Origin of the sequence: Glycomyces lechevalierae, assembly GCF_027622945.1 — a bacterium.
GTDB classification, from domain to species: domain Bacteria; phylum Actinomycetota; class Actinomycetes; order Mycobacteriales; family Micromonosporaceae; genus Glycomyces; species Glycomyces rutgersensis.
This window is the reverse complement of record NZ_JAPZVQ010000003.1, coordinates 55,316-79,158: the sequence shown is the minus strand read 5'-3', so window position 1 is coordinate 79,158 and position 23,843 is coordinate 55,316. Positions and strand designations below refer to the sequence as shown.

25 protein-coding genes are annotated in these 23,843 nt (G+C 69.6%); 12 read left to right on the top strand and 13 right to left on the bottom strand.

Features of this window, described 5'->3' with window-relative positions; genetic code table 11:
* Positions 1-24: 24 nt before the first annotated feature.
* The 4 genes from O2L01_RS06735 to O2L01_RS06720 form a co-directional block, all read right to left on the bottom strand.
* Positions 25-1,158 carry a PrsW family intramembrane metalloprotease gene (locus tag O2L01_RS06735; protein ID WP_270121147.1) on the bottom strand — a complete coding sequence of 378 codons (1,134 nt, stop codon included), beginning with the start codon at positions 1,156-1,158 and terminating at the stop codon, positions 25-27.
* Positions 1,155-1,751, bottom strand: coding sequence for a hypothetical protein (locus O2L01_RS06730; protein WP_270121146.1), 597 nt, complete (start codon positions 1,749-1,751; stop codon positions 1,155-1,157). The genes O2L01_RS06735 and O2L01_RS06730 overlap by 4 nt, the downstream gene beginning before the upstream one ends.
* Positions 1,752-1,815: 64 nt before the next feature.
* Positions 1,816-3,273: a hypothetical protein gene (locus O2L01_RS06725; RefSeq protein WP_270121145.1), complete on the bottom strand. Its 1,458-nt coding sequence runs from the start codon at positions 3,271-3,273 to the stop codon at positions 1,816-1,818.
* 34 nt (positions 3,274-3,307) lie between these two features.
* Positions 3,308-3,997, bottom strand: coding sequence for a hypothetical protein (locus O2L01_RS06720; protein WP_270121144.1), 690 nt, complete (start codon positions 3,995-3,997; stop codon positions 3,308-3,310).
* A gap of 238 nt (positions 3,998-4,235) precedes the next feature.
* Here O2L01_RS06720 and O2L01_RS06715 point away from each other — a divergent pair, with 238 nt between their 5' ends.
* On the top strand, positions 4,236-5,168 hold the full coding sequence (locus O2L01_RS06715; RefSeq protein ID WP_270121142.1) for an FG-GAP repeat domain-containing protein: 933 nt from the start codon (positions 4,236-4,238) through the stop codon (positions 5,166-5,168).
* 4 nt (positions 5,169-5,172) lie between these two features.
* Here the strand turns inward: O2L01_RS06715 and O2L01_RS06710 are convergent, their stop codons facing one another.
* Positions 5,173-6,681 (bottom strand): hypothetical protein, encoded by a 1,509-nt coding sequence (locus O2L01_RS06710; protein WP_270121140.1) that lies wholly within the window; start codon positions 6,679-6,681, stop codon positions 5,173-5,175.
* The gene (locus O2L01_RS06705; protein WP_270121138.1) at positions 6,678-10,979 is read right to left on the bottom strand and encodes a glycosyltransferase; all 4,302 of its coding nucleotides are present in this window, start codon (positions 10,977-10,979) and stop codon (positions 6,678-6,680) included. Before O2L01_RS06705 ends, O2L01_RS06710 begins: the two co-directional genes overlap by 4 nt.
* Here O2L01_RS06705 and O2L01_RS06700 point away from each other — a divergent pair.
* Both O2L01_RS06700 and O2L01_RS06695 read left to right on the top strand, forming a co-directional pair.
* On the top strand, positions 10,971-11,201 hold the full coding sequence (locus O2L01_RS06700) for a hypothetical protein (protein WP_270121137.1): 231 nt from the start codon (positions 10,971-10,973) through the stop codon (positions 11,199-11,201). The two genes, O2L01_RS06705 and O2L01_RS06700, sit on opposite strands and share 9 nt — an antisense overlap.
* A 241-nt stretch (positions 11,202-11,442) precedes the next feature.
* A complete protein-coding gene (locus O2L01_RS06695) occupies positions 11,443-12,150 on the top strand; it encodes a hypothetical protein (protein ID WP_270121135.1) in 708 nt (235 codons plus the stop codon).
* A 200-nt stretch (positions 12,151-12,350) separates the two neighbouring features.
* Here O2L01_RS06695 and O2L01_RS06690 read toward each other — a convergent pair whose 3' ends face one another.
* Both O2L01_RS06690 and O2L01_RS06685 read right to left on the bottom strand, forming a co-directional pair.
* Positions 12,351-12,716 carry a hypothetical protein gene (locus O2L01_RS06690; RefSeq protein WP_270121133.1) on the bottom strand — a complete coding sequence of 122 codons (366 nt, stop codon included), beginning with the start codon at positions 12,714-12,716 and terminating at the stop codon, positions 12,351-12,353.
* A gap of 85 nt (positions 12,717-12,801) precedes the next feature.
* The gene (locus O2L01_RS06685; protein WP_270121132.1) at positions 12,802-13,098 is read right to left on the bottom strand and encodes a hypothetical protein; all 297 of its coding nucleotides are present in this window, start codon (positions 13,096-13,098) and stop codon (positions 12,802-12,804) included.
* A gap of 359 nt (positions 13,099-13,457) precedes the next feature.
* Between O2L01_RS06685 and O2L01_RS06680 the strand changes: the two genes are divergently transcribed.
* The 3 genes from O2L01_RS06680 to O2L01_RS06670 are packed head-to-tail and all read left to right on the top strand — an operon-like array spanning position 13,458 to position 15,121.
* A complete protein-coding gene (locus tag O2L01_RS06680) occupies positions 13,458-14,261 on the top strand; it encodes a Scr1 family TA system antitoxin-like transcriptional regulator (protein WP_270121131.1) in 804 nt (267 codons plus the stop codon).
* Entirely contained in the window at positions 14,245-14,490 is a 246-nt protein-coding gene (locus O2L01_RS06675; protein WP_270121130.1) for a DUF397 domain-containing protein, read from the top strand. The genes O2L01_RS06680 and O2L01_RS06675 overlap by 17 nt, the downstream gene beginning before the upstream one ends.
* 4 nt (positions 14,491-14,494) lie before the next feature.
* A complete protein-coding gene (locus O2L01_RS06670; RefSeq protein WP_270121129.1) occupies positions 14,495-15,121 on the top strand; it encodes a class I SAM-dependent methyltransferase in 627 nt (208 codons plus the stop codon).
* Between the two features lie 96 nt (positions 15,122-15,217).
* Here the strand turns inward: O2L01_RS06670 and O2L01_RS06665 are convergent, their stop codons facing one another.
* From O2L01_RS06665 to O2L01_RS06655, 3 genes are all read right to left on the bottom strand, one after another.
* On the bottom strand, positions 15,218-16,045 hold the full coding sequence (locus O2L01_RS06665; protein WP_270121128.1) for an alpha/beta fold hydrolase: 828 nt from the start codon (positions 16,043-16,045) through the stop codon (positions 15,218-15,220).
* Positions 16,038-16,475, bottom strand: a complete 438-nt coding sequence (locus tag O2L01_RS06660; protein WP_270121127.1) for a MarR family winged helix-turn-helix transcriptional regulator — start codon at positions 16,473-16,475, stop codon at positions 16,038-16,040. The genes O2L01_RS06665 and O2L01_RS06660 overlap by 8 nt, the downstream gene beginning before the upstream one ends.
* Positions 16,476-16,561: 86 nt before the next feature.
* Complete coding sequence (locus tag O2L01_RS06655; protein ID WP_270121126.1) at positions 16,562-17,098, bottom strand: GNAT family N-acetyltransferase; 537 nt, start codon at positions 17,096-17,098, stop codon at positions 16,562-16,564.
* Positions 17,099-17,233: 135 nt separating this feature from the next.
* Here O2L01_RS06655 and O2L01_RS06650 point away from each other — a divergent pair, with 135 nt between their 5' ends.
* On the top strand, positions 17,234-17,821 hold the full coding sequence (locus O2L01_RS06650) for a DinB family protein (protein ID WP_270121125.1): 588 nt from the start codon (positions 17,234-17,236) through the stop codon (positions 17,819-17,821).
* A 47-nt stretch (positions 17,822-17,868) separates the two neighbouring features.
* On the opposite strand, the gene sigJ is transcribed toward O2L01_RS06650, so the two are convergent.
* Entirely contained in the window at positions 17,869-18,771 is a 903-nt protein-coding gene (gene sigJ / locus O2L01_RS06645; protein WP_270121124.1) for an RNA polymerase sigma factor SigJ, read from the bottom strand.
* Between the two features lie 166 nt (positions 18,772-18,937).
* On the opposite strand from sigJ, the gene O2L01_RS06640 reads away from it, so the two are divergent.
* From O2L01_RS06640 to O2L01_RS06620, 5 genes are all read left to right on the top strand, one after another.
* Entirely contained in the window at positions 18,938-19,390 is a 453-nt protein-coding gene (locus O2L01_RS06640) for a nuclear transport factor 2 family protein (protein ID WP_270121123.1), read from the top strand.
* 27 nt (positions 19,391-19,417) lie between these two features.
* Complete coding sequence (locus O2L01_RS06635; RefSeq protein ID WP_270121122.1) at positions 19,418-19,993, top strand: NADPH-dependent FMN reductase; 576 nt, start codon at positions 19,418-19,420, stop codon at positions 19,991-19,993.
* Positions 19,994-20,059: 66 nt separating this feature from the next.
* Positions 20,060-21,082 carry an adenosine deaminase family protein gene (locus O2L01_RS06630; RefSeq protein ID WP_270121121.1) on the top strand — a complete coding sequence of 341 codons (1,023 nt, stop codon included), beginning with the start codon at positions 20,060-20,062 and terminating at the stop codon, positions 21,080-21,082.
* A 108-nt stretch (positions 21,083-21,190) separates the two neighbouring features.
* Positions 21,191-21,769 (top strand): dihydrofolate reductase family protein, encoded by a 579-nt coding sequence (locus O2L01_RS06625; RefSeq protein ID WP_270121120.1) that lies wholly within the window; start codon positions 21,191-21,193, stop codon positions 21,767-21,769.
* 30 nt (positions 21,770-21,799) lie between these two features.
* Complete coding sequence (locus O2L01_RS06620) at positions 21,800-23,044, top strand: low temperature requirement protein A (protein WP_270121119.1); 1,245 nt, start codon at positions 21,800-21,802, stop codon at positions 23,042-23,044.
* Here the strand turns inward: O2L01_RS06620 and O2L01_RS06615 are convergent, their stop codons facing one another.
* Positions 23,045-23,773, bottom strand: a complete 729-nt coding sequence (locus O2L01_RS06615) for a hypothetical protein (RefSeq protein ID WP_270121118.1) — start codon at positions 23,771-23,773, stop codon at positions 23,045-23,047.
* Between the last annotated feature and the right edge of the window lie 70 nt (positions 23,774-23,843).

The window sequence follows — 23,843 nt, the reverse complement described above, 5'->3', positions numbered from 1 at the left end:
GCGGGAAGCCCGGCCCTGCACGCGTCACAGGACCTGCGGCGGCCGGTCCAGCAGCGTCCCTTGCCTGGCGGCGGCGACGGCGTCGCGCCACGGCTGGGCGGCGGCCGGGTCGATCCCCTCAGGGATCCGCTCCTCGAGGAGGTCGAGTTCCAACTGCTGCAGGCGCTGCTGCGCCACCCGCACCGCCCCGAAGCTGCGCAGGAACCGCCGCCGCGCGCGCCGCTTCGACAGGCTCTCGGCCTCCACGGGCGCGAGGCTTCCGTACTGGACCTCCTCGGCCGTCACGGCGGCCCAGCGGGCCCGGAAGCCGCGGCGGACCACGAGGTACACGACGACCATGATCGCGAAGTTCGCGAGCGGCTTGCCGATCGTGCCCGCGATGCCGCCGAACAGCGGGCTGTTGAACAGCCAGTGCATGCCCATCGCCAGCGCGAAGCACCCGGCGGCGACCCCGATGCGCCGTGCCGTCGACCGTCCCGAGGCGCTCACGAGGTACCCGATCCCGGCGCCCGCCACCGCGCTCATCGTCCAGTGCGAGCCGATGCCGGTGAGGAGGATCCGCACCCATAGCACCTGCCCGGTCGCGCCCACCGGGTCCACGCCCCCGGCGAGGCCGATTCCGTTGAGCCCGTATGTGAAGTTCTCCATGATCTGGAAGCCGAAGCCGACGAGCGCGCCGTACACGAAGCCGTCCGCGGTGCTGCGGACGAGCCGCGTCGAGACGCACGCGAGCAGCACCACCCCGGCGGCCTTCGCCGCCTCCTCGTTGATCGGCGCGGTCAAGGCGGCCGCCCAGTCCCCGGCCGCGTTCGGCCCGAGGGCCCGCGACCAGGCCGAGAGGAGGATCCCGTTCATCACCAGCGCGAGCCCGCACGCGCCGAACGCGCCCCACATGAGCGCGAGCCACGTGCCCGACCACGCCGGGGCCTGCACCGGCCGCAGGAACCGCCGCGCGATCCACAGGGCGACCACGATGCCGAACCCGGTGACGAGGACGCCGAGCGCCGCGCTGCCCGGGAAGGCGATCACGACCGGCAGGAAGTCGGACTGCAGCGTCCACAGCCCGAAGGCGGACACGATGATGAGCATCCAGAACGCGACGGTCCGGGCGCTGATGTTGGCCGGGCGCGGCATCACGGTGTGCGCGTACGTGGTCATGACGCCTCCTGGAACGCGATCGAGTCGATGACCTTCGCGGCGGCGGCCAGGTCCTGGTCGCTCGCCTGGGACGGCGCGAGGACCTTCGCCTCGACCGCCTGCGCGCCGTCCGGGCCGGCGAGCACGAAGGCCTGCCCGACCCGGGTGCCGACCTGCAGGTTGCCTTGCAGCCCAGTCGTTCCGGCGGCGTTCTCGTAGTCGGTGGGGGTGTCGAGCCACACCTCGGTGCCGTGGTGGCGTTCGATGTCGAGGAGCCGGTCGAGGCCCGTCCACATCTCCTCCGGCGACGTGCCGGTCGGCAGGGTCACATCGGACAGTTCCACGAGCGTGTTGCCGCGGACCAGCACGATCTGCGAGTTGATGTCGCTCGCGCCGCTGTCGAGGACCCACCCGTCGCCGACCTGGACCGTCGCGTCCCGCTCGGCGCCGAACTCGATCACCGTGTCCGGCACCAGTGTCACCCCGGCCGGCTGCGACCTCGCGAAGAGCGCTTCAGCGCCGATCAGCGCCAGCAGCACCCCCGCCACGGCGAGCGGCGCCCAGATGCGGCGCCTCCCGTACACCGCGTTCCCCGCGGCCCCTATGTCGTTCATGCACAGAACATAGCCACAATCAGGCCGCGCTAACCTGGGAAAACTATCAACGTCAGATGAGGACTCACGGACCGCCGTGGACGGCGACCCCGTTGAGGAACGTCTGCTGGACGTTCCACACGTCCGGGTTGAGCGCCATCCGCGCCGAGTACCACACCTGGTATCCGGGCACGCCGTACTCGGTGCCCGGGAGCATCGACGCCCGGTACAGGTGGTCGTGCATGAACGGTTTGAGCCTCGGGACGGTCGAGAAGCTGCCGTTCGTGAAGCTCGTCGGCGTCGTGCCGTACAGGAAGATCAGGTCGCCGTCGCGGCCGGTCGAGGCGAGCGCGGTGTCGTTGAGCAGCCCGATGTAGGCGGTGCCGTTCTTGGTGATGGAGAGGTGCCACGGCTCCTTCTCCTTCTGCATCGCCCCCAGGCTCACCGTCTGCATCGCGCCCCAGTTGGCTTTGGCGGGGGTGGCCCCGCCTTGGAAGAACACCATGCGGTTCGGGGACCGGTTGATCTCGACCGCCCACATCTTCCAGGCGCCGTTCTCGTACATGAGTGCGGGGGACACCGGCCGGCGATCGGCCATGGAGCTCCGCAGGGCCTCCGCAGGCGCGGTCCAGTTGACGCCGTCGGTGGAGGTCGAGTACTTGATCCGCTCCTGGGAGAGGTCGGGGATCACGGTGCGCCAGAAGACGTACAGCGTGTTGTTCGGGCCCATCTCCAGGTCGGTGTCGGAGTTGTAGGGGCCCGGCAGGCCGGGCTGGTCGTCGATCGGGTTGGTCAGGCCCGGGGGCACGACCCAGGTGACGCCGTCGGTGGACGCGGCGATGTTCGGGTCCTCCCAGGCGGAGTTGCTGCCGGGGTAGGGCGTGTGCGCCATCCAGTACTCGTAGCCGTTCCAGCCGCCGGGCACCCGCACCACGCTCGGGTGGGTGGTCTGGCCGCCCGCGGGGTCCTGGTGGGTGGGGATGGTCCGCTTGCCGCCGTAGGGGCCCCAGACGCGGCCGGGGTTCTCGGCGCCCTGCTCGGCGCGCTGCTCGGGGCCGTGCTCGTGCTCGACGGCCTGTTCCGGGACGACCGGCGCGCATTCCTTCAGCACGGCCTCGCCTTCGACCACGATCCGCTCGGTCCCGTCCGCGGAGGTGCGGTCGATCTCGGCTTCGAGGATGACGTGCTTGGTGTCGCCCGGGACCACGGTCATGCCGGAGAGCGAGCCTTCGCCGGGCGGCGGCACCTCGGCACCGGGAATGAGCGTGCCCGCGAGTTCGCTGCCGTGCAGCGGTTCCGACTCGGGGCCGCTCCGCACATGGGTGCTGACGACGACGTACTTGAACTCGGGGTGGGCGGGGGCGCCGATCGCGTCGGTGAGCAGGAACTCCACGTCCAGCTCGCCCGAGCCGCTGCAGGTCGCCGTGGCGAACTCGACGACCGGCTCGGGGCTCCGCTCGGCTTGGGAGGGAAGTCCGACCGCCAAGGCGGCCAGGAGTCCGGTTGCGGCTACGACGAGCTGTCCGCGTGTGGTGAAGCGCATGCTGCTCCCTCTCTCTGGTGGAAGGGTCGTCCGTCTATCCGCCGTGGGTGATGGTCAGCTCGAAGTGGCTGATGAAGCCGATGGGCTCGGAGCCGGTGACGCCGTCCGCCCCTTCCCAGAGCATCACGATGCTCGGGATGGTGAAGGTCTGCTCGTACGGGGGGAACTCCGGGTCCGCGACGGGCGCGGTCGGCAGCATCCGGATCGGCTGGGTGTAGAGGTAGTCCGTGCCGTTGCGCAGGCCGGGCACCGTCTCCGCCTGGATCTCGATGCCGGGGTTGAAGATGATCGACTGGGTCGAGGTGTCGTACTGGTAGTCCACGGGGACGCCGGGGCGCATCGCGAAGTACACCTGGCCGAAGTCCGCGATCACGTCCGAGGAGCCGGTGAGGTTCGCGGCCACCATGGACTGGTCGCCTTCCGCCCTCGCGAGGTCGACCTCGCCCGTGACCCCGCCCGTGCTGAGCGAGTCGGGCTGGCCGAGGATCTCGACTGTCACGCCCGCGCTCGAGAACGCGACGCGGCGGTAGTTCGGGTTGTCGATGGTCGGGTCCTGCTCGGTCCGGTCCGAGGCGAAGGGCGGCGCGGCCGCGCTCAACGTGGCGGCCAGCATGACCGCGAGCGGTGCGGTGACCGCGACGACGGCCACGCGATGCCTGCGCAGGAGCGCGGAGAGGCGCCGGGGGGATCGTGCTGGCGACGGTTCGGCCGGTTCGGGCGCCATGACGCCTCCTGTTCCCTCGTTGGTCGCAAGTCATTCCATACCGGACGATAGTCACCAGAGGCACCGGATACACCGTTTCAGCCGAACTCCTCGGCGGGCGCCGCAACTAGACACTTTGGTACCGGCGCGGCCCGTCCTTCGCGAGAAACCCGTCTATTTCCCTTATGTCTAGTTGAATGAGGATCGCCCATATCGGGCACAACAGCGGGCCATCGGCCCTGATCAAGAGGGAAACGAAATGGAAGCAAGCACAAGGCGGGGGCGCCTCGCCCGGGTCCTGCGGCGGTTCCTCGCCTGGAGCGCCGGGATCGCGGGCATCGCGGTCCTCATCGCTCCGAGCGCGGCGTTCGCCCAGTCCACGACCGAAAGCGGCGTCAACACGGGCGGGTCCGAGCAGGTCCCCTCCGGGAACTACGACTACAACGGCGACGGCCTCGCGGACATCGTGGCCCGCCGCAACTCGACCGGCGGCCTGGAGATCTGGCCGGGCAACGGCTCGAGCGGCTTCGGCACCCACTACACCGTCGGCTTCGGCTGGAACGCGATGAACCTCATCGAGACCGCGGGCGACCTCAACAGCGACGGCCTGGCCGACCTCATCGCCAGGGAGACGAGCACCGGCCGGCTCTACCTCTACCCCGGCAACGGCACCGGCTTCGCGCCGTTCCAGTCCATCGGCCGCGGGTGGGAGGTCATGAGCCAGATCGTCTCGGGCCACGACTACAGCGGCGACGGCAAGGTCGACATCATCGCCGTCGAAGCCGGCACCGGCACGCTGTGGCTCTACCCGGGCACCGGGACGGGCGTCACGTTCGCCCCGCGGCAGAACATCGGGTCGAGCTGGAACCTGACGCACGAGCTGACCGCCGTCGGCGACACCAACGAGGACGGCTTCGCGGACGTCGTCGCGGTCCGCAACGCCGCCGAGTGCATGTACTTCTACGCCGGACCGGGCAGCGCGAAGTTCTCGCCCGGCGTCCTCATCGACTGCGGCTGGGACGTGCTGGTGGGGGCCGCCGCCGTCGGCGACTTCACCGGCGACGGCCACCTCGACTGGGTCGGCAAGGACCCGGACAGCAACTTCCTCATCCTGTTCCACGGCGACGGCACGGGCAGCTTCGACAACTCGCCCGTCATCGACACCGGCTGGAACTCCATGACGATCGCCTGACGGCTCACGCCGGTCCCGGCGCGCCCAGCGGCAGCCGGTCCATCAGCGCCTTCGCTGAGAACCGGTCGGCGAGGTGGCCCCAGGCGGCCGCCTGCTGCGCCGCGTACGCGGCGGGGTCGGCGGCCAGCCGCTCAGCGGTGGCGCCCACCTCGCCGGGTGCGCAGTACAGCGCGGCGGGACCGAACGCCGGCTCGAAGCGGCGGTCCATGAGGACCGGCACTCCCGCGGCCATCGCTTCGAGCGGCGCCCGGCCGAACGACGCGCCGCCCTCGGCGGCGGTGAAGTAGGCCATCACATCGATCTGGGCCAGGAAGTCCTTGGCGGGCATGGCATCCGCCGGATGCACGGTCCAGTTCCCCGGCAGCCCGTCGAGCAGCCGCGCCGGCGCTTCGGCCCCGCCGAGCACGTGGACCTCGAACGGGTCCCGCTCCGGGTAGCACTCCAGCAGCGTCCGCGAGTCCTCCGGCCACTGCAGCCGGTGGTCGCGGGTGTGGCGGCCGATCCGGATGCGCCCGTCGGGTGCGCGGCGGCCGTCGAGCCGCCACTGGTCGATCTCGATGACCCCCTCCCACGGCTCGGCGGCGAGGTCAAGGTCCGCGATCTCCTCCGCGTGGTGCTCCCGCAGCGCCGCCTGGACGAGCGGATCGCCCGCGTACCAGGTGTGCGGCCCCAGCCAGTCCGTGAGATGCCGCTCCACGGTCGCGATGTCCCACACGGACGCTCCCGGGCCCTCGGGCCCGTAGCTCAGAAACGGTGTCCGGTCGGCGATCACGGCCGTGCGCCCGGCGGTGATCGTGGGCCGCCGCTCGAGCGGGTGCATCATGACGACCGGCGGCCGCACGATGGCGAGCGCGCACTCCACCGCTTCGGGACCGCTGCCGATGCCGATGCGCCGCACCGACTCCCCGTCGATGAGCGCTTCGATCCGCGGGTGCACCGGCGCGTTCGGGTGCTCCGCGTAGACCGGGTGGTGCAGCAGTCCGACGGTGAGGCCGAGGTCCCGGCAGATCGCGATCTCGGCCGCGTTCGCGGCGGTCCCGCCGCCGGGCATCCCGGCGTGGGTCACGAACACGATGTCGAACGCGGAGCGCTCGGGCGCGGCCTGGAGCGAGCGGTCGTGCTCGATCTGCCACGCGGCCAACGACTGCAGCAGCGCGTACCGGTCCGCGATCGGGATCTCGGTGTCCGCGGCGAGCTCCTGCGCCTCCCGCGCCGCCGAGTCCGGGAACCCGCCTTCCAGCGCCTCGTGGATGCGCCGCATCCGGGCCGCGTCACGGGTCTCGCCGGACCGCACCGCGCGCGAACGCAGCAACTCGGCGGCGGCCTGCTTCACGGCGGTGTCGCGGCGCAGCCGCTGCAGCCGGCGCGAATCGGCCCAACCGAGTCCGATGAGGATGATCAGCATGAGCAGCGCCGCGGCCAGCGCGTACTGCGGTTCGAGCACGAACGCCAGCGCCGGGGCCACGGCGACCGCGGCGAAGGTGAGGACGGTACGGCGGAGCGCGGTGTTCATTCGGCGCCTCCCAAGCTCATCGGGACGATGGTCCGGTTCGGTTCCCTGGCGGTGACGCCGAGGCCGTTCACCCTGCGCAGCAGGGCGTCCGGCGAGAACCGCTCGTGCACGACGCGCAGTCCGGCGGCGGCGCGCTCGGCGTAATAGGCCTTGTCGGAGGCGAGCAGCCGCACTTGGGCCTCGACCTCCCCGGGCTCGCAGTAGATCGCGCCGTCGCCGAAGAGCTCGGCGAAGTTCGGCGGCAGCAGGCAGGGCACCCCGGCGGCCATGGCCTCCATCGGCGCGCGCCCGAAGGCTTCGAGCAGGTTCTCGTCGATGAAGTACGCGTACACGTCGACCTGCCCGAGGAAGTCCACGGCGGACATCGTGCCGAAGCGGTGCGAGATCCACCCCGGCGGGATCTTGCCCAGGATGCGGTGCAGCGCTTCGTGTCCGCCGAGCATGTGGACTTCGATGTCCTCGGCGACCGGGTAGGCGGTGAGCAGCCTTCGGGCCATGTTCGGGAACTTCGTGACGTGGTCGCGGCTGTGCCGCCCGAGCCGGATCGGCTCGCCTTCCCCGCGCACGCGGCGCTCGCGAGGCGTCCATTCGGCGATGTCGATGGTCTCGTACCAGAAGTCTTCGGCGAGGTCGATGTCCTCCATCTCCTCGGCGTGGTGGGCGCGGAGCACATCGCGCACGGCCGGGCCGATGGCGTACCAGGTGTGGTGGCCGACCCAGTCGGTGACGTTGCGGTGCACGTCGCGGATGCTCCAGGCGGTGCCGTACCCGCCGACCGGGCCGTACTCCTCGAACGGGGTCTGGTTGACCAGCAGCACGGTTCGTGCTGCTTCGATCCGCGGCCGGTCCTCCATGAGGTTCTCGAAGGCCACGGGGAAGCGCATGATCGCGAGGTCGCAGTGGACGGTGTCCTGGGGGCGGACCTCGAAGACCAGCTCGTCGTCGATGAGCGCCCGGATCTTCGGGTCGACAGGACGGCCCATCGCGCGTTCCTTCACCGGGTGGTGCACGAGCGCGACGGTGAGACCCGCGGCGCGGTACGCCAGGATCTCGGCCTCGTTGGCGGAGGTGGTGCCGCCCTTGAGGTTCAGCGTGGAGACGATGACGATGTCGACATGGAGCGTGCGCGCGCGCCGGTGGTTCCGGGCGCGGGCCGCACGGTAGCCGCAGAGGGCCGCGAGGGCCTGGATCTGCGTTTCGCGGTAGCCCTTCTCGGCGCCGGCCGCGATCCCTTCCAAAGTGGCGGTGGCGCTGACGGACCAGCCGTAGTGCAGGCGCGTCTCCCACCGCTTGATCATCTGGCGTTTCTGCGCGGTGAGCGCGACGCCGGTCTCAGTGGTCGCTTCCGGTTCGGCCGCTTCGGCTCTGACGCGTTCGTAGGCGCGATTGAGCCCCAGGTCGATGCAGGCGGCGAGCACGCAGAGCACGGTGATCGCGATGCCGGCCGGGAGCCAGGGCTGCGGGGCCGCGATGCCGAGCGCCGGGATGAGCGGCGCGGCGGAGGCGGCGGTCCAGATCGGCCGACGCGCGGCGGCGCTGGGAATCTGGCGCAGTCGGATCGGGTCCTCACTGGGCCCCTCGGGCATTTCGGCGATGGTCGACCGCCCGGGCGCGGGCCGCACGGCGGCGCGCCATGCGGTGAGCGCGGCGAAGGAGGCGACCCAGACGGCGGCGCTCGCGCCTGCGACCCAGGGCAGGGACGCGGGATCGAAAGCGGCCGTGAGCAACAGGGCCGCGACGACCGAGGCCAGGCCGCCGCCGATGACGAGAAGGTCATTGCGGCGGAAGATCCGCGGTGCGGCGGGTTGGGCGGCGGGTTGGGCGGCAGGTTGAGCGGCGGGTTGAGCGGAGTCGAGCGCTGGGTCAGCGGCCGAGCGGTCTGCCGCGGAGCCTCGCGTGGAAGCAGCGGCGTGATCCGCCGGGGTGCCTTGCACGGGCGCGGTGGTGGAGGCGGGGGTGTCGGTCGCGCCGGAGCCGCCACTCGACACGCCTTGCACGGCCGAGGCCGAATCGCTCGCCGCCCGGCCCTGCGCGGGTGCGGTCCCGGTCGCGCCGGAGCCGCCGCTCGCGCCAGGCGCAGACCCGGCCGAGGCCGAACCGCTCGCTGCGGCTTGCGAGGTCACCGCCGAGCCGGATCGGTCCGCCGCGGAGCCTCCTGCGGTTGAGCCCGAGCCGGATTCATCGTCCGCCGCGGCTTGCGCATTCGCTGCCGAGGCGGCATCGCTCGATGCAAGACCCTGCTCGGGCACGGCCGAGTCCGTACCTCCGGCCGAGCCGCCTTGCGCAATCGCGTCTCGCTCGACCGCAGCGGCTCGGTGAGGGCGGTCCACCACAGCGCCTTCCGCGATCGCGGCCGACTCGACCGGTGCGGCGCGGCCGAGACCACGCGCCGTCGAGCCTTGCCCGGTTGCGGCCGAACCGGGACCGCCCGCTGCCGCAGCGCCTTGCGCGGTCACCGCTGAAGCAGCGCCGCCCGCTGGTGCTTGCGCGGTCGCAGCCAATGCGGCGTCACCCGCCGCCGTGCCGTCCGTGGTCGCGTTCGAGACGGAGTCGTCCGCCGCGGCCCAGCCGGAGCGGTCCACCACGGCGCCTTGCACAATCGCCGCCGGTTCAACCGCTGCGTCCAAGAACGAATGATTCGCGGCCGCACCTCGCACGGGCGCGGTCGGACCGGCATCGCCGGCCGCGTCATGCGCGGACCCGCCGACGGAGGCGCGGCCACCGCGCTCCCTGTCGCCGAGCGCACCGGTTCCCGGCCCCGGCAGCAGGCGGATCCGTTCCGCCGGGATGTCGGGGTGCTCGAACCGGAGCAGCTCGCCGTACGCCTCGCTCGGGACGATCACCGGCGCGGTGTGCCGCGGCTCCGGCTCGATGAAGTCGAGCCCGTGCTCGGCGGCCGCACGGAGCACGGCCCGGTCCACCAGGGCCCGGTCGCCGATCACGCCGCTCCAGTCGGGCGAGTGCAGCAGCCCGACCGCCATGCCCTCGTCGGCGCGCTTGCCCGCGTCGTCGAGCATCGAGCGGCGGCGCGGGCCGAGTTCGCTCCAGTCGGCGGCGTAGATGCGACCGTACTCGATCGCGCGGTTCTCCGCGTTCGACCGGGTGAGGTCCTGCGTGATCGGGAACGGCCGGGGCCGCGGCATTGAAGCGAGGAACGGCGAGGCCTGCTCGCGGTCGATCGCGCGGTGCCAGCGGGCGAACCCGGAGTAGTAGGCGAAGCGAGCCGCGGACATCCAGTGCCGCGAGACCTCGCCCGCCGAGAGCGTGCTGTCGTTGTGCCGCACGGCGGTCAGCGGACCGCCGCTCAGCCGCACGAACGCGTCCTTGCCGAAAGCGGCCCGGATCCGGAAGCGGTACTCCGAGTCGGCGGTCTTGCGCACCTCGTCGTAGAAGCCGACCTTCCCCAGGACCTCCTCGGCCCGGATCATGATCGGCGTCGACCGCGCCGCGATGAGCGCGACCTGCGGGTCGATCATCAGCGACAGGTCCTCGGCGAGTGCGATGCACCGCGTCTCGACCATCACGAGGTTCGAGTTCGCGATCATCGGCCGCACCTGCGTCGCCAGGCGCGTCGGGTGCGCCCAGTCGTCCGAGTCGAGCCCGGTGATGTACTTGCCTTGCGCGACGGCCATAGCGCGGTTCCGCGCCTGGTAGGTCCCCGCGTTCTCGGGCTGGATGAGCAGCTTCACGCGCGGGTCGAGCGCGGCGGCCGCCAGCAGCACGTCCTCGTAGTCGGGCCCCGAGCCGTCGTCGACGAGCAGCAGCTCCCAGTTCTGCCACGTCTGCGCCACGATCGACTGCACCGCGGTCAGCAGCGCCTCGTCGGGACGGAAGCAGGTCATGACGACCGAGATCTTCGGGCCGCGGGCGATCGGCTCGAGCGGCGCGGTCCGCAGCGAGTCGAAGCACAGCGACGCACCGGGCTCGGGCGACTCCAGCTCGGGCCAGCCGGTGAACTCCTTGAAGCGCCGCATGTACGCCTTCACGCTGCCGCCGTGGCGAGGATGGGCGTCCTGGCACGCGAACGAGTCGGCCACCGACTCCGGGATCGCGCCGTACGCCTTCATCAACTGCTTGAACAGCAGCTTGCGGCCGTTCAGGTAGGCCGTGGTCACGTGCAGCGCTTGGTGTTCGGCGGGCATGTCGCCGCCGAGGCGGCGATAGGCGAGGTCGAACAGGGCCAAGGCGCGGTCGCGCTCCATGTGCGTGCGGGCCTTGAGCCCGATCGACGCCGCGAGGGCGCACACCGCTTCGAGGTTCAGCGCGGCCTTCTCCAGGCGGCGTTCCCGGTGGCGCACATCGAGAAGCGCCGCGGGCTCCTCCGGGAAGGCAAGCCGCGCCAGCACATGCAGTGCAAGACGCGAATTGTGGTACTGGCCCCACTCGTGAATGTCATTGATACTGGCGGAACCAACCGAGTCGAGCGCGCGCTCCACGAGATCATGAACGCTCGCAGGCGGTTTCGCCTGCCGAGATTCATCATGGTCGGCGATTGGGCTTCGCCGGGATTCGGGCACTGACTGGAGGGTTCTGATATCGGGCGAACCGGTCATGGGCAAGAACTTTACGAGTGTTTACAACCCGATTCAGCCATCTCTCCGGCGTGTTGCGCTTCTCCTGATCGCACCGCGAGGAATCGCACTCGCGACGGCAAGCGCTTGGAATCGCACCCACGCCCTCGCACACCTGGACGCGAATTCCGCTTGTGGGATAGGCGATTGACGGACCAGGTGGAAGGAGGCAGGATCAGCTTCCGTGACAATGTCAAAGGATTACCTGGTCCGGCTTGCGGCCCGCAACAACGCCGAATGGTGCGAGGCGATGTGCCGCTCGCATGGACTGACGGGCGCGTTCAGTCCTCAGGCGTGGACCGCGGCGGTCCGGACGCCGCTGTTCTACCCCGACGCGGTGACGCTGGCTCCCGCCGCCGACGCCGCCGAGCTGGTCCACTCGATCGACACCGCCGCGCCCGGGGCGAGCATCAAGGACAGTTTCGCCGACCGCGACCTGACCGGGTACGGCTTCGGAGTCTTGTTCGACGCGCAGTGGATCTGGCGCCCGGCCGGACCTCCGGCCGCCGCCTCGGACCTCGATTGGGAAGTGGTGCGCGAGCCGGCCTCGCTGCATGATTGGGCGCTGGCCTGGGACGGCGGGGACGGCAACGCGGATCTGTTCGGGCCCGCGCTGCTGGAGGACGCGGCCACGTTCGTGCTCGCGGGCCGCTCTGCCGACGGACGGCTGGCCGCCGGTGCGGTGGCGAGCCGCAGCGAACAGGTGGTGGGCGTTTCCAACGTGTTCGCGCTCGACGGTGACGCCGATGCCGCGTGGCCGGGAGTGTTGGCGGCGTTGCACGAGCTGTTTCCCGCTGTGCCGGTTGTCGGCTACGAACACGGAGACGACTTGGCGGCCGCCGTCCGCCACGGCTTCGCACCGATCGGTCCTCTTCGGGTCTGGATGCACGGCCTCTGATCGAGCGAGCCGGGCACCCTCATTCTTTCCCCACCGCCGCGTCCTTCCGCACCAGTGTCATGGGGCTTGGTGCCGAAGGGCGCGCACGGGGCCGGTGCCCGGGGCGCGCCCACGACCGGCGGGCAAACACGCCGCCCTGCGCGATTGGGGCCGGCCGACCCCCACCTGAGTCGGCCGGCCCTACCGGGAGGGTCAAGTCTTCAGTTGTCGCCCGAGGCGGCGATCAGCTCGCACACGCGGCCCATGATCCAGCCGCACCACTGATCGCCGTTCCACGCGCCGCGCCAAGTCACGTCGAACCCCCTGAGCTCCGAGCCACCGGTCTTCGAGACGCCGGGTCTTGAGCCCCGGCGCTTCGAACCGCCGCTCGCTTCGGCGTCGCCGTGTTCGGACGCGCTGCGCTCGGACTCATCGACGCTGAACCGGCAGACCTCATGCGGCCCAACGCCGTCATCGCAGTCGACCAGGTACTCGCACGGACCGTTCGGGTACTGGCTCTGATCCGGACCGAGGCGGTACAGCGAGAACAACGCATGGCCCCTTGCGAAGTCGCCGAGGAAGCCCACCGTCGCCAACCCGCCGTCAGATCGTCGTCCGCACCGCCCGCGACCGGGATCGCCCGGGGAGGCGGTCGCAGCGGCGACGGCCGAATCAGCCATCACAGAACCTCAGCGACGCCGGGTTGCGCTCGATCATGTGCTGCCCCATCGGGGACGGTCGGCCCGGACGCGGACGCTCCCCCGCCCGGGCGCCCACGTGCGCGCCCACGATCACGAGGCTGAAGGCGCACTCCTCCACCCAGACCTTCCAGTCCTCTTCCGCCCCACGCCAACCCGGGCCCCAAGTGGCCTTGAGGTCGCCGGAGTTGATCCCGGAGACGATGAGCACGATGTCCTCGCGCTGACCGGTGTAGACCTGGAACGAGTCCGGTGCTTCATTACTTGACACGCGAACCCGATAAGTCCGCAAGCTGTCCCGGAACTCCCCTCGTTCCAGTCCCTTACCCTCTCCCGCATTGTTCTGCTGCTGCTCGATCAATGCCTTACCTCCTTTCGAGCTGTCGCATTCCTGACAGATTCAGGAACCGAACCGATCTTCTCGATGGATTCAATCTAGGCTCTGACCATGGGTTTTGGAAGTTCGACGCGATGGCACTAGCTGCCTCACAGTACCTCTCAGGCAGGTAACGACCGGAAAGTTTTGCACCCCAAAACTTTCCTTATCGGACTCCGTATTGCGCCGCATATTTGCGCGAGGGTACCGTCTGATTACAGTGCGTTTCCACCAACGAACTCCGGGAGGCCTGAATGCCGCTCTCACACCTCGCCGACTGGTATGTCCCGGCAGAACTCCAAGCGCTGTATACGGAATCGGGTCTAACCTACGCTCAGATCGGAGCCAAGCTCGGCGTGAGTGTGCGAACCGTCGGGAACTACCTGACCGGCGAGACCCGACCCAAGCTCGCGATGGCGGCGAAGTTCGCCGAGGTCTGCGGCGCGACCGAGAAGCAGGCCGGATTTCTGATCCATGTCATCAGCCAGATGGACCACGGAAGGATCGTGTCGGACCTCGACGAGAGAAATATCTTCATCATTGAACGAGCTGAGGCGAGCTACGGCGATTTCTGGAAGTGGGAACCTTGGTATATCCCAGGGCCACTTCAGATCGAGCTCTATCACATGGAAGCCTTGGCAGGCCAAGACGAGAAACCGATGGAGCAGTGGCAGCGCAAGCTCCGCCGCCAGATCATGATCCTCCGCCGCAACCCGCGCCCAGCCATGAGGTTCCTCATCGGCCTCAACGCCCTTCAGCCCCTGGTGCAGTGGGAGTGGGGCCAAGACCAGTTCACAAAGCTCCTTGAATTCAACCGGCTGCCCAATTGCGAGATCCGAATTCTCGAAGGCCTGCACCGAGGCGTGGAGCACTCCTTCGACATCTATCAACCAGCCGAAATGACCAAAGCCGGACCGGCTTTCGTCTACGTCGAAGCCCTTGATCAGAGCCGACACATCGAAGAGGCGATCAAGATCGACATGTACCATGACCGGGTCAACAAGATGTGGTCGTTTGGTACACGATTCGGAGGGTGCCTGAATGACTGGGTTCACTAGCTGGCGGAAAAGCTCCCGCAGCTCAGGGGCATCAGACAGCAACTGCGTCGAGTGCCGCGTGACCTGGCGGAAGAGCATCCGTAGCGGCGGCGGCGATGACAGCAACTGCGTCGAGGCCCGTTCGCAAGACGGAGCATTCCAAGTCCGGGATTCGAAGCTGGGTCACGATTCCCCGGTCTTCGACCTCGGAGTAACCGACTTCAGGGCACTGCTCAGTGCAGCCGAGTGAGTTCGTGAACTCCGCCGAGTACTGGGAGCGCCGGTACGCGAAGGGCGGCAACTCGGGTGCGGGCTCGCGCGGCAGGCACGCCGAGTTCAAGGCGGAGGTCCTGAACAGGTTCGTGTCCGAGCAGGGCATCGAATCGGTCATCGAGTTCGGTTGCGGCGACGGGGAACAGCTCGCGCTCGCCGCGTACCCCCGTTACCTCGGGTTCGACGTGTCCCCCACGACGCTGAGCAACACCATGGCGAAGTTCGAGGCGGACGCCTCGAAGAGCTTCGCGCTCTACGACCCGGAGCGGTTCAGCGACCGGGCGGGGTTCGTGACCGCCGACCTGGCGCTCTCGCTCGACGTGATCTTCCACCTCACCGAGGTGAAGGTCTACGAGCGGCACTTGGAGCACGTCTTCGGGGCCGCCCGTCGGCACGTCATCCTCTACACGAGCGATGCCGACGACCCCGGTCTGGACGCGGAGTTCGCGCCGCACATCCGTCACCATCCGGTACTTAGCGATGTCGAGAAGCACTATCCGGAATGGCGTCTGGCCGAGCGCATCGAGAATCCGCACCCTTGGTCCGCCGAGGACGAAGAGGGTTCGATCTCGGACTTCTTCATCTACGAACGCGTCACGCCGAACTAGGCCGAGTTTGCAAAGTTGAGGAAGCCTCCGGGTGAATCTGTTGCACTGCAACAAGATTCGCCCGGAGGCTTCAATCGTCGAGTGTGAGCACGCCCGTCATACCTCGGCGACCCGCAGGAACTCGGTGAGCGCGGCGGCGACTTCAGCCGGGTCTTCCGCGTGCGGGAGGTGGCCTGTGTCCTCGAAGGCCTGCAGGTCAGCGCTCGGCATGGCGGCGCGGAGGCGTTCGCGGTCGGGCAGCGGCGTTACCCGGTCGTTCCGGCCCCATAGGACCAGTGTGGGGACGCCTCGCTCGCCGCTTCGCCGATAGAGGTCTCCCGCGTCGTGGATCGGCATGTGGCGCAACGAGGAGAGCACCGCGCGTCGGAACCCTGGGGCGCTCACGTGCGGCTCGAACTTCTCGCGCAGCGCCTTCACCACTTCGGCGCGGTCCGAATAGTCCGGCAAGCGATTGAGGAGCATGGCCTTTCCCGCGATCGCGAGCAGCGCCTCGCCGATCAACGGATACCGCAAGAGCCGCACCGCCGCCGACATCTCGACACCGAAACCGTCCGGTGCCATGTACGTCAGGCTCGCCACCCGCTCCGGTCGGGCCTCCGCGAAGCGGGCGGCGATCAACGCTCCGAACGCGAGCGAGACCAGGTGGACCGGTCGGCCCGGGAGCACCCGGTCGAGCAGTTCCGTGAGTTGAGCGTCGAACGCGTTGGCGTCGTATGCGATTCGCGGGGCGGCAGAACCGCCGCGGCCGATCAGGTCGTAGCGCAGGACCCGGTGTCCGGCGTCCGCGATCGTGTCGGCCAGGCCGTCCCAGACGAACATGGGCAGTGTCGCTCCCGGCACGAACACCACGGCGGGGGCCTCGTGCGGGCCGTCGAGGCGGTAGCGGGTGCGGCCGGACTCCAACTCGATGCACGGCTCAACCATGACCGGCCTCGCCTTCGATGAGGTGCCGGGTCGCCTGGGGCGCTTGCGCAACGGCCTCTGCCGAGAGGCCGCGCATGACCAGCCGCCAGCCTTCGGCCGCGGCGGGTCCGGCGGACTCGAAGACCGCTTCCAGGTGCGCGAGCTGCGGGCCGGTGGCGGCGCGTTCCAGCTCCCGCCCCGCGGCCGTGGCGGAGAGCTCGCGTTCGCGCTTGCTGCGTTCGGAGACCTCGACCGCGATCAGGTCTCGCCCGCGCAGGTCGGTCAGCGGCCGGTGCAGGGCCTGGCGGGAGATGCCAAGGGCCGCAGCCAGTTCGCCGACACCGATCCCGGGGGTGCGAACTACGGCGTAGAGCACCCGGTGATGCAGCCGTGCGAGCCCGTGTTCGTCCAGCACCGCGTCGGCGTCGGCGACGAAGGACTGCCAACCCATGAAGAACAACGCGATATCGCGCTCACTCGCAAACATGTCAACTATGTTGACATGTTTTGTACTGGATGGCCATCCCCGCAGGCTCCTTACGCCTGGGGATCGCGCAGCCCGACCGAGTCGTGCTCCCAGAAGACCGGCGAGTACACCAGGGTCCCGGTCATCCAATCCTCATACGCCGCAAGCGGATAGACCTGGAAGGCGCCGTCAGGGATGCGCAGCGACGGCTTGCGGAAACCCAGGTCCCCGCCGGTCTTGAAGCCGGCCCTCGAATAGAACCCCGGGTCGCCTTCCAGGAAGACCAGCGGGGCTCCCCGCTCGTCCAGAATCTCGAGGCCGCGCCGGATCAGCGCCGAACCGATCCCGTTGCCGTGCAACTCGGGCAGCACCCCGATCGGACTGAGCACCGGGACCTCGACCAGCTTCCGCGGGGCGTCGAGCAGGCTCGTCGAGAACATCACGTGACCGACCACCGCCCCGTCGACCTCCGCGACCAGCGAGAGCCCGCCCATCCGGCGCAACGCCTCGTTCAGGTCCGCGACCTTCACGCCGTGGTCGCCGAACGCGGCCTCGTGGACTCGCCGGACCGTCGCATGATCAGCGGGAACTTCTTCACGTATCTCCATGCCGGAACCCTAGCCACGTCCCCCGCACCCGGCAATCAAGATTCCGTCGGCCTCCCGACCGCCACCCGTCCTTGCGGCAACCCGAGTTCCCGGTCCGTATCGCCGGTGTCGCACCTGCGTGGCAGCATCGCGGCCATGACCGACACGAAGGCGCGCCTGCACCGCGATCTGCGCCATGCCCGCGAAAGCCTGCTGTGGAAACTCGACGGCCTGGGCGAATACGACCTGCGCCGTCCCATGACCCCGACCGGCACCAACCTTCTCGGCCTGGTCAAACACGTCTCGGGCATCGAGGCCGGTTACCTGGGCGAGGTCTTCGACCGACCTGTCAGCGAGCCCCCGCCCTGGTTCGCGGACGACCCCGATGAGCCCAACGTCGACATGTGGGCCCGACCCCACGAGTCGAGCGCGTTCATCATCGCGTTCTACCGCCGCGTGTGGGCCCATGCCGACACCACGATCGAAGCCCTCGACCTCGACGCTCCCGGCACCGTCCCGTGGTGGCCCGCCGAGCACGCCGAGGTCACCCTCCACCAGATGATCGTCCTCATGATCGGCGAGACCAATCGCCATGGCGGCCATGCCGACGTCGTCCGCGAACTCATCGACGGCACCGCCGGCCTGCGCCCCGATTTCGGCGGCCTCCCCGAACGCGGCGAAGCCTGGTGGGCCGCCTACCGGGCCCGCCTCGAACACGCCGCCCGCCAGGCGGCCGGGTCCTAGCAGGGTCCGTCGTCGCCTTCCCCGGCGACTGGGCCCTTGATCGCAGGTCAGTCGGCCTGCCAGGCGCGGAGCTTCTCGGGGTTGCGGATCGCCCAGATGCGCTTGATCTTCTCGCCCGCGACCTCGAACGCGTACACCGTCACGATCTCGCCCGCCTGGCGCGCGACCAGCCCTGCCTGGCCGTTGACCTCGCTCTCGTGGAAGGTCAACACCCCGTCCATGCGGTTCGCGATCTCGATCCAGGCGTGCGCGACCTCCTCGGCCCCTTCGAGAGTGTGCGGGAAGGTGACCGCGCGTCCGCCGCCGTCGCCGATCGCGACGGCATCAGCGTCGAGCAGGCCGATGAGCGCGCCGATGTCCTTGGCCTCCCAGGCCTCCTTGAACTCGCGCACGACCCCGGACTGCCCGGCGGGCGGCGCGGCGGGGCCCTCGGCGGCCCCGATGCGCCGCCGGGCGGAGGAGGCGAGCTGACGGCACGCGCCGGGCGTGCGTCCCACGATCTCGGCGATCTCGTTGAAGGGGTAGCGGAAGACGTCGTGGAGGATGAACGCGACGCGCTCGGCGGGCGTCATCGCCTCCAGAACCACCATGAACGCCATGCCGACCGACTCGTCGAGCGTCACCTGGTCGGCCGGGTCGGCGGCGCCCGGCCCGCGGAGGGCGGGGCCCGGAAGCGGCTCCGGAAGCCAGTCGCCCACATAGCTTTCGCGGCGAGCGCGGGCCGAGCGGAGCTGGTCGAGGCAGATCCGGCCGGCGACCGTGGTCAGCCACGCGCCCGGGGACTCGACCGCCTGCTGCTGCTTCCTGGTGAGGGCGTACCAGCGCAGATAGGTCTCCTGGACGGCGTCCTCGGCCTCGGCCAGGGAGCCGAGGAGGCGGTAGGCCAGGTTGATGAGGTGGCGGCGCTCGCTCATGACCGCGCTCAGGCTCTGCCCGTCCCCGTTGCTCATGCTCGTCTCCGAATCGATCGTCGTGGGTCAGTGTCCACCTCTCCGACGAGACAGCGCACCGAAATGTGAGGCGAGCGTCTCCCTGACATTTCCGGGGGCTGTCTCGTCGTACCCGTGCAACCGAAACCGGCATCGCCTCCGATGCCGGGAGGCGAAGGAGGAGACCATGAACGACTTCCAGGCGATCGCGGACCGCGTCGAGATCGAGGCGCTGCGCGGCGAGTTCACGGACGCGGTGATGATGCGCGACTACGACCGCGTCGCCGATCTGTTCACAGTGGACGGGGTGTGGCGGATGCCCGACATCCCCGCCGAGATGCACGGCCAGGCGGCGATCCGGGCCTGGGGCGAACGCGTGCCCGGCTTCGTCGACTTCCTCATCCAGAACAGCCACCCCGGCCTCATCGAACTCGACGGTCCCGCGCCGGCCGACACGGCCACCGGCCGCACGTACATGTCCGAGATCGGCCGCGGCACCGACGGCCGCTCGGCGCTCAACTACGCGATCTACCACGACCGGTACGCGCGGACCGCCGACGGCTGGAAGTTCGCCGAGCGCGCCTACGAGATCCGCTACTTCGACGAGACCCCGCTGACCGGCACCGTCCCCGGCCACTGAGAACCCTTACCCGACAGGAGCTTTGACATGACCAAGATCGGCATCATCCTCGGCAGCACCCGGCCCGTGCGCAACGGCGAACAGGTCGCCGCCTGGGTCCACGACCTCGCCTCCCAGCGCGCGGACGCCGAGTTCGACGTGATCGACCTGCGCGAACAGGCCCTCCCGCACCTGGACGAGCCGAAACCGGCGATGTGGGGCGTGTACGAGCATGAGCACACCAAGGCGTGGTCGGCGCGGATCGCCACGTTCGACGGGTTCATCGTCGTGACCCCCGAGTACAACGGCACCGCACCGGGGGCGCTCATCGACGCCTTCGACTTCCTGTTCGCCGAATGGGCCGACAAGCCGGTCGCCCTCGTCTCGTACGGGGTGCTCGGCGGCGCGCGGGCGGCCGAGCAGCTCCGGTTGCTGTGCGGCACTTTGCAGATGGCCGTGGTGGGCCCGCAGGTCCTGCTGTCGCTCGCGACGGACTTCGAGAATCAGGCGGCGTTCCGTCCGACCGAACGGAGTACGGCTGCGCTGAACACCTTGCTGGACAAGACGATCGAGTGGAGCAGGGCGCTGGCTCCCGTGCGCGGGAAGGCCCTCGCCGCGGCTTGAGAACGGAGGTCGGCGGGCCGTGCCGGGCGTGGCCCGCCGACCGCCCGGACCCCCTAGGATCAGACGATGGACGCCCTCGAATCCCTTGCCGGACTGCCCAAAGCCGACCTGCACGTTCACCAGGAAGCGACCCGCTACCTCGATCTGATCCTGGCCGAACGCGAGGGCCGGGAGCCGTACGACTGGGCGGGTTGGCGCGAGCGTCTGGCCGCCGAGATCCCGCCGGGCAAGGAGCGCCTGCAGCGCATCGGGTCGGTGCAGCCGGTGCCGCTCGACGAGTACGACGACGACGAGTTCTTCGTGGCGCGGTTCGCGGCGCTCATGCGCGACCACGCCGCCGCCGGGGCGTGCTATGTCGAGATCCGTTGCGGCGGTGAGGTCGTCACGCGCGAGGCGTTCATGTCGCTGTTCCGGCGGGCCGAGGCGCAGGTGCGCGCCGAGTACCCGCTCCTGCGGGCCGAGGCGCTCGCGATCGTCATCAATCCGGGGCAGAACCCGGCAACTGCGGACGCGTTCGCGGACGGCTGCATCCGCGCCGCCGGCGAAGGGCTGGCGGGCATCGACTTCCTCTACGCGCCGTACGACGCCGAGGCCGACTGGACCCCGATGTACCGGCTGGCCGGGCGGTTCGCCGAAGCCGGTCTGGGGATCACGGCGCACGCGGGCGAGGTGTCGACGGCGAACATCGCCGCCGCCGTGCGCATGCCGGGGCTGACCAGGATCGGGCACGGCGTCCACGCCGCGGCCGACCCGGCGCTGCTGGAACTGCTGAGGGAGAACGGCGTGACCCTCGAATGCGCGTTGACGTGCAACGAGTACTTCGGGGTGCTGCCCGAGACCGAGAGGCATCCGCTGGCGCGCCTGGTCGAAGCCGGAGTCGCGGTCACCTTGGCCACGGACAATCCCGTCCAGCTCAGCACCACGATCGAGCAGGAGTACGCCGGGGCGGCCGCGCTCGGCATGAGCGCCGAGCAGCTCGCCGGGTTCACCCGGAACGCGATCCGCGCGGCGTTCACCTCGGAAGAACGCAAGTCCGCCATGCTCAGTGAGCTGGACAGCGCTTGTTCGGCGATGACGCGGGAACCCTAGGCCGCACTGCCCTGGGCCGGTGCGATGAATCGGGGCCGTTCGCGTCGTCTCTACCGATATGCGGCCCGCGCTCGGGCTGGGCCGTGCCGTGCGAAGAGAGGAACCGCCATGGAAAGCGCACTCGAGACCAGCGCACTCACCGCCGATCTGTTCGTGTCCGTCGACGGCTGGGCCCGGGGCGAGAACTCACCCGGGTACTTCGGCTATTACGGCCCTGACCTGGGGCGTTGGATCGAAGAGGAATCGGCCCGCCCGCAGCACGTGCTCATGGGCCGCCGCACCTACGAAGCCCTCGACTCCGTCCCGGACGAGGCCCGCGACGACGGCTACCTGCGCATGACGCGGCTCCCGGTGACCGTGTTCTCCAGGACGCTCAGCAGCGTCGACTGGCCCGGCGCTTCGGTCGAGTCCCGCGACCTCGTCGAGTCCGTGCGACAGCTCAAGCAGACGACGAACACGCCGATCCGCACCATGGGGAGCCTGTCCGTCGTCAAGCAGCTCCTGAACGCCGGCCTCGTGGACCGGCTCCGGCTCATGGTCTTCCCGCTGCTCGTGGGCCCCGGTGGGCGCGAAGCGATGTTCGACGGGGTCGACGAGGCCGACCTCGCGCTCGTGGACCAGCGGGTGCTCGACGGCCGTGTCCTCCTCGTCGAGTACGCGCCCACAGGGCTGCCCATCCCGCACTAGGCCGGCGACCCCGGTGGGAAGATGTCGCACATGTCGACACCTGAGACCAGAGCCCACCGCGCCCGCCGGATGACCAGCCGCGACCCCGAAGAGCCGCACCGCACCTCGACGCCGCTCGAACTGCTCTTCGACCTCACGCTGGTCGTCGCGTTCAGCCAGGCCGGGACGCAGATGGCGCGGCTCCTCGAACTTGGGCACTTCGGGCCCGCGATCGGCGCGTTCACGTTCTCGGTGTTCGCGATCTGCTGGGCCTGGATCAACTACTCGTGGCTGGCGTCCGCGTTCGACAACGACGACGTGTTCTTCCGCGTCGCGACCATGGTCCAGATGATCGGCGTGCTCATCCTCGCGCTCGGGCTGCCGCAGATGTTCAGCTCGGTCGACGAAGGCGCGCACGTCGACAACAGCGTCGTCGTCGCCGGGTACGTGGTCATGCGCGTGGCCATGATCGCGCTGTGGCTCCGCATCGCCCGGCACGACGAGTCGCAGCGCCGCAACGCGCTCACCTACGCCCTGCTCATGGCGATCGCGCAGGTCGGCTGCATCTCCCAGATCTTCCTCGACCCGTCGCTGGCCGTTTCCACCGGAGTCTTTGTGGCCCTTGCCGTCTTCGAGATGCTGATCCCGATCATCGCCGAGCTGCGCGGCGGGCGCAGCCCGTGGCACCCGCACCACATCGCCGAACGGTACGGCCTGCTCGTCATCATCACGCTCGGCGAGGTCGTGCTCGGCACCATCCTCGCCGTCTCGGCGGTCGTCGAAGCGCAGGGCTGGTCCGTCGAGGCGGGGCTCGTCGCGTTCGGCGGCACCGCGCTCGCGTTCGGGCTGTGGTGGGTGTACTTCACGATGCCCTCGGCCGAAGTGCTCGAACACCACCGGGAACGCGGCTTCGTCTGGGGCTACGGGCATCTCGTCATCTTCGGCTCGCTCGCCGCGACCGGCGCGGGCCTGCACGTGGCCGCCACGGTCATCTCGCACGAAGCGCACATCAGCGCGACCGCCGCGATCCTCACCGTCGGCATCCCCGTGGCGATCTTCCTGACCGGCCTGTTCACGCTGTACTCGCTGCTGATGCGCGAACTCGACCCGCTCCACCTCCTGCTGTTCGTCGGCTCCGTGCTCGCGCTCGCCGCTTCGGTCATCGCCGTCGCAGCCGGCGCCACGGTCGGTGTGGGCATCGTGATCGCGGCCTGCGCGCCGCTGGTCGTGATCGTCGGCTACGAGACGGTCGGCCACCGGCACCAGGCCGACGCACTAGCGCGGGCCCTGCGGTGATCAGGGGCGCATGAGGGCGAGGTCGTCGCCCCAATCGTCGAGGGTCTTGCCGTGTCCCGCCTTGCGGGCCTTGGGTTCCACCTCGGCGAAGAGGCGGCGCTGCAGATCCGCGTCGGCGGTCGCGGTGATGCGGCCGAGTGTGTCGAGCAGGGTCGCGGTGTCCCAGCCGGGGAGCGGGTGGTGCTCGAGTTCCCATTCCAGGCATTTGTTGTACGGGCGGGGGCGGCCGTCGAGGGTGAAGAGCAGTTCCAGGAGGTAGCCGACGCTGTCGGCCGCGTCGAGGTGGCCCGCGAGGGCGCGGCCGTCGCGCAGGTTCTTCATGGACCGGAACATCGAGTTCGCGTACGCGTCAAGGACCTCGGCGGCCTGATCGAAGGCCCGCTGCGGGTCGAGACGACGCTTCGACTCGAGGAACGCGGTCATGCGGCCGTCCGTGCGGTCGAGGACGACGCGGCTGCGGGCGAAGGCGTATCGCACGTACTCGGGCACGACATCGCCCAAGAGGTCGTCGAGGGGCAGCACGTTCAGGTCGAGCATGGGGGAGCGCATCCCGTGGTGGCGTTCGAGTCCGCTCGCTGTGGCCGCGCCGGTGATGACGAAGAGGTCGTAGTCGGAGAGGTCGGTGGTCAAGCCGTCCATGGACTGCGAGCCGATGAGGAAGAGCCCCACCACGGCCGGGTCGGCTTCGGCGAGGCGGACGACGGCGTCGTAAGTCAGCGTTTCGGTCATCGTCGTTGTCTAGCAGCCGTTCGGGGTGCGAGGAAAGCGAGTTTCGGGTCTCGGCCGGGGGCGGTCTTCG